Genomic DNA, 4,817 nt, shown 5'->3' on the forward strand with positions numbered 1-4,817 from the left:
CAGCGGTGCGAGCCTCGGACGAGTCGTCAGACCCGGATCATCTGTGGAACCCCGGGGCGAGTGAGGCCGAGTTTGTGCAACATCGACGACACGTAGTTCTTCACGGTCTTCTCGGCCAGGTTCAGCCGTGCGCCGATCTGCCGGTTGGTCAGCCCATCGGCGAGCAGCGTCAGGACCCGGCGTTCCTGCACGGACAAGGCCGCGTACTGCGGATCCTCGTCGGCGTGTCCGTGGCGTAGCCGGTGCGGCGCCCGCCTGGTCGCGTCCGGGTCGAGCAACGAGCCGCCGCCGGCGACGGTGCGCACCGCGTCGATCATCTCGGCCCCGGACACGTGTTTGAGCAGGTAGCCGGCCGCGCCGGCCCTGATGGCCCCGAACAGGACCTCGTCGTCGGAGTACGAGGTGAACATCAGACACGCCGGCGGCGGATCTATGGCCGCACGCACCTGCCGGCACACCGTGACCCCGTCGCCGTCGGGCAAGCGCACGTCCAGGACCGCAACATCGGGCCGGACCGCCGGAATGCGAACGAGCGCTTCGGCGGCGGTACGGGCCTCGCCCACCACCCGGATGTCGTCGGTGGCCTCAAGTAGCGCGGTGACACCGCGGCACACGATCTCATGGTCATCGAGCACGAACACCGAGATCGGCACAGGCCGCCCCCCGCCTTTCACCGTCAACAGGACGTGCCGAGCGGCGGATGTGCAGTTGCCGATCGTCGCTGGGCGCGGCACCGACGACGTGGCGGATCATGCCCGCGCCCACCTGGTTCAGCTTGCACTTCTGCCGTTCGGACAGGGCCCTGAACCGCCCGAAGGCGCGGTCCTGGTCGCGGTGCTCAAGCGCCATGAGCACTCCCATCGCCTGGTCGATGAGCTTGCGCGACCGCATCGCGCCACGCAGCTGCCGTACGGTCTGCTCCAACTCTGCGATCTGTGCCCGAAGCTCGACCTGTCCGGCAGGTTCGGCCGTCCGCTGCTCGGGAGTGATCATCGCCGCCGGTTCCCGTCGACGGGTCGGCGAAACGCTCGGGCCGCGGAAGCACTTCTCAACTGGCCATTGGAAGGTGTACGCCCGGCTTGCCCCGGGCACGGCGCGAGGTTTCCCGCCAGCTCTTCATGACCGCGGTCGGGTTGGTGTTGTTCGCGTTGTTCAGGAGGGCCGAGGTGGTTTGCCGATGGGCCGAGGCGGTGACGGCGGGCGCCCGTTTCCCGTGCAACACATCCGAGACCTCCATTGACTCTTACCCTCTGCCGTTCTTCTAGCCCCGGACGGGCGAGGCAACGTTCGACCAAGAAGTTGGAGACCGTCTCGACCGTGGCGCGAAAAATTGGACGGCCGATCCGGGACAAGGAGTTGAAGCTGATCCAGGAACCAGCATTTTGGACGTCTCCTCAGTTAAGGGGCGCAGTGCCAGCCCCCGCGCCTGCCCCCGTGCCGCCCGGGTCATCGACGCTCCCTTCTCCCTGCAGCTTCACGCACGAGGCTGCGAAGACCCTCCGCCTGCGAAGGACAGATGATGATGTAGATCACAACATAGCCAACGCCAGCCTGCGACCACAACTCCATCACTTGTCGGCACCTGCTTACTTTCTGTGGCAACGACTCGATAGCGCCAAGTAGGCACGGATCGAGAACGGCTTCGTCAAGTAAGTGACGCCTAAGTCCACGTCAGGAGGAGGTCTAAGGGAGGTCTTGCGCGGCTTTGCCAGGGCCCATAACGTCCAGAACCCCGCTGCCCTTTTTCAGGCACCGGAGCGAAAGACGTTCTGCGGTTGTCACCGATTTTGATCGAGGACTGTCGAGTATGAGCAGGTTCAGTGCACCTACCGCGACGGGCGTGCTCCGATCGCCTTCGTCCCCGGCCTCGGGTCGGTCCACGCGCGGTACGAGCGGCCCACTCGGCGGCACCGAGCTCGCCGCCCAGCCCGCACTGTGGCAGCCCGATCCGGCAGCGCGGCAATGATGAGCATCACGCTCCAGCAGCCCCTAGCCAACGCGCCCGACCTCGCCCACGCGCCCGACCTGGCGAGGACGCCGGCCTCGACGTCACCGACCCGGGCGGCGCGGACCCGACCGGCACTCGACGTGCGGCCTACATGCGCCGCACCCGGACCTGGTCATCGTGTGGGCGGGTGCGCGAGGCGTCGGCCGCCGACCTCGGCGATGCCGTCCTGCACGTACATCGACCGCGGGTCGGCCAGCGGCAGCCCAGCAGCGGATGGTTGCGCACGCTGCCAACGGGGTCTGGTCCGGGGCCGCCTGGTCGGCGCGGTCCTGCTCCACCTGCACCGGGGCGGCCGGCGGCAGACTCGGCGATAGCGCTCGGCCGAGACAGCACGAGCCTCAAGCGGGAATCGCCGGCTTCCTGGGCGTCGATGAGTTCAGCCCACTCGGGGCGTCTACACCCCCGAGCACATCCCATACGACGACTGGAGTCTTCCGATGACCGAGATCACCGCCACCGCATCCGTCACCACCTCGCGCGCCGCGAACGTCGGCCTCTGGACGCTGCAGGTGCTCCTTGCCGCCGTCTACGCCTTCTCCGCGTTCGGGAAGCTCAGTGGCGACGCGCAGAACGTCGCCGGCTTCGAGGCCATGGGCCTGGGCACCACCGGCATGTACCTCATCGGCGCTCTGGAACTTGCCGGCGCGATCGCGATGTTCGTCCCCCGCCTGACCGGGCTGGCCGCATTGTGCTTCGTCGCCCTGATGATCGGCGCGGTGACGGTCACCTGGATCATGGTGGGCGGCGCCCTCGTCGCGTTCCCCGCAACCATCGGTGTCCTTGTCGCGGTGCTGGCCTGGGGCCGTCGCGACAGCACCCGTCGGCTGATCGCGCAGCTGCGGCGCTGAGCCAGCTGCACCCCTCAAGATCGGACCCGACCCGGACGATCCCACGCTCGTCCTCACGATGCCCGGCGGGCGCTACCGCGCCATGGACCGGTCCGCTCATGGGCTTCGTGGCCTTGTGGCAGATCGCCCGGGCGACCTCGGCCTCGATCAGGGACGGGGCGATGCGGGAGGAGACCCGGACGCCTACCACCGTCATCACGAAGCCGGCCGTCGTGGACATGACGGCGAGGGCAAGGCTCTGGTCGCCCCCTGCAGGGTGAAGCACCACCGCCGGTGGGTGGCGCCACCCAGGCGGGGACCCCGGACCGGAGGCTCGGCCTGCACGGACGGTGGATCGTGCGGCTGACCTCGAAACCTTGTCCCGTGAGCTGGGTCGCACCGGCATAGCCTGCTCGGGCGTGCGTGACGCCTACGCCGAGCAGGCTCGCACGCGGTTGTCGAGGTGGAGCAGCACCAAAGTGACCATGGCGACCATGGTGTTGCGGAACGCCGGATCCAGCCCGTTCCACGCCGTGGAGCGCCACATCTGGAACCACTCCCCGCCCATGACGATGAACCCGCCGAGGAACAGCACCAGCACCATCATCAGCCCGGCCGTCGACAGCCACAGCCCGTGAGCAGGGTGCCTGCCCCGAAGACGCACGACCACCGCCGCCGCCAGGACCAACCCGGCGGCGAGCTCCCAGACGATCACGCCGACATACGCCGCGGTCTGCAGACCCGGGTCGGTGACCGCCCGCCACATCACCCGCGGGTCCAGGCCCGTTCCCGACGGCGCTCCGAAATTGGTCGTGTCCATCGCCAGCACGTGTTGCACGAAAGCCTGATTGGCCGAGAAGTCAGTGATGTTCCCGAACGCCACGAGCAGCAGGTAGAGCGCGTTCGCCGCGACCAGGAAGGTGTTCGCCCCGGACAGCGTCCCTGCACCCCGCCACCATCTCGACCGGCCCTGCCCTGTCGGCTCCACCTCGGGGGCATGCCTACGGCTCGCAGAACTCGTCATCTCGGGTTCCTCACGTGAATGGTCTCGAGTCGGGTGACGCCGACGGCGCACGACCGGGCGTGACCCGCGCCTCGCTGCGTCTTCGGGTGACCGGCTCGCGCAATGGGCTCGGTGAGCTCGGTGGGCGGTGACGCCCAGACCTGCCAGGCTCCCCGCCGCGACCCCCTTCACCCCGGCCGGCGCGGAAGGTTGTCCCACGCGGTGCAGGACCACCGCGGTGAGGAACACGGCCACGACGCCGACGATCTCGCGGGCGGACCATCCGGTCTGAAGAGGCGAAAGGAGAGTGCACCGGCGGTGATCCTGGGCCACGCCATGTCTGCCGGGCTCATCAGCCCGCACGCCAGCAGCAGCGGGCCGCCAGCGCGAGCATCGTGGCCGGTCCGGCGCGTCACGAGATTTGGATCGTCGAACCGCACCGACCCGACGCGGCGAGCCTGAGGGAGTCGCATCCGGCGGATGCCCCTTCCGAGTGGGTCGATGGGACTGTCGCAAGCTGCATCTTCCGAGGTCAGAGTGCCGTCGTGCGTTCCGCACCGCAATCGTCAGCCAATTCGCAGCGCATCGAGGCTCCGCGGATCTGGCCCGGCCACCAAGATCGGCGGGCTGATTCTGCTGGTCAGACGGCTGCGAGTGCTGGGTCCTGGCCTCCGGTCAGCCGGCAGCCAGTCGTGCTAGCGGTGGCCGTTGCTTCCGCCGGGATCAGGTTCGCGAGACGATGTACGGAAGATCGACTCTCACGTTGGCCGCTTGCCGGTCAGGGCCTTGCCGAGGTGCCAACTTCCCTGAGACGAAACAATAGGCTGACGACGAGATACGAAATTGCCGAAGTGGTGGCAAACGGCCCGAGTGTGTCGGTTCCCGCGGTGAGGGTCAGGGTCGAGGTCCTACCGTCATCCCTAATACTCCAGCCGTAGATCGTGATCTTGCCGGCGTGGCGGTCCCGGACGTGGCACGG

5 protein-coding genes are annotated in these 4,817 nt (G+C 68.2%); 1 reads left to right on the top strand and 4 read right to left on the bottom strand.

The window, feature by feature from the left end; genetic code table 11:
- Positions 1-26 precede the first annotated feature (26 nt).
- Complete coding sequence (locus tag LWC33_RS34235; RefSeq protein WP_233308864.1) at positions 27-653, bottom strand: response regulator transcription factor; 627 nt, start codon at positions 651-653, stop codon at positions 27-29.
- Positions 625-993 (bottom strand): ANTAR domain-containing protein, encoded by a 369-nt coding sequence (locus LWC33_RS34240; protein WP_233308865.1) that lies wholly within the window; start codon positions 991-993, stop codon positions 625-627. The genes LWC33_RS34235 and LWC33_RS34240 overlap by 29 nt, the downstream gene beginning before the upstream one ends.
- Positions 994-2,445: 1,452 nt before the next feature.
- Here LWC33_RS34240 and LWC33_RS34245 point away from each other — a divergent pair.
- Positions 2,446-2,856 (top strand): DoxX family protein, encoded by a 411-nt coding sequence (locus LWC33_RS34245; protein WP_233308866.1) that lies wholly within the window; start codon positions 2,446-2,448, stop codon positions 2,854-2,856.
- A 409-nt stretch (positions 2,857-3,265) separates the two neighbouring features.
- Here the strand turns inward: LWC33_RS34245 and LWC33_RS34250 are convergent, their stop codons facing one another.
- Positions 3,266-3,859: a DUF2165 domain-containing protein gene (locus tag LWC33_RS34250; RefSeq protein ID WP_233308867.1), complete on the bottom strand. Its 594-nt coding sequence runs from the start codon at positions 3,857-3,859 to the stop codon at positions 3,266-3,268.
- A gap of 757 nt (positions 3,860-4,616) precedes the next feature.
- The coding region (locus LWC33_RS34255; RefSeq protein ID WP_233308868.1) for a hypothetical protein at positions 4,617-4,817 on the bottom strand (201 nt) is incomplete at its 5' end.

Source organism: Pseudonocardia terrae (assembly GCF_021343995.1).
GTDB classification, from domain to species: domain Bacteria; phylum Actinomycetota; class Actinomycetes; order Mycobacteriales; family Pseudonocardiaceae; genus Pseudonocardia; species Pseudonocardia terrae.

Bases quoted from the DNA above. Each gene is read 5' to 3' on its own strand.
- LWC33_RS34240 (WP_233308865.1), bottom strand. From the start codon at position 993: ATGATCACTCCCGAGCAGCGGACGGCCGAACCTGCCGGACAGGTCGAG.
- LWC33_RS34245 (WP_233308866.1), top strand. From the start codon at position 2,446: ATGACCGAGATCACCGCCACCGCATCCGTCACCACCTCGCGCGCCGCG.
- LWC33_RS34250 (WP_233308867.1), bottom strand. From the start codon at position 3,859: ATGACGAGTTCTGCGAGCCGTAGGCATGCCCCCGAGGTGGAGCCGACA.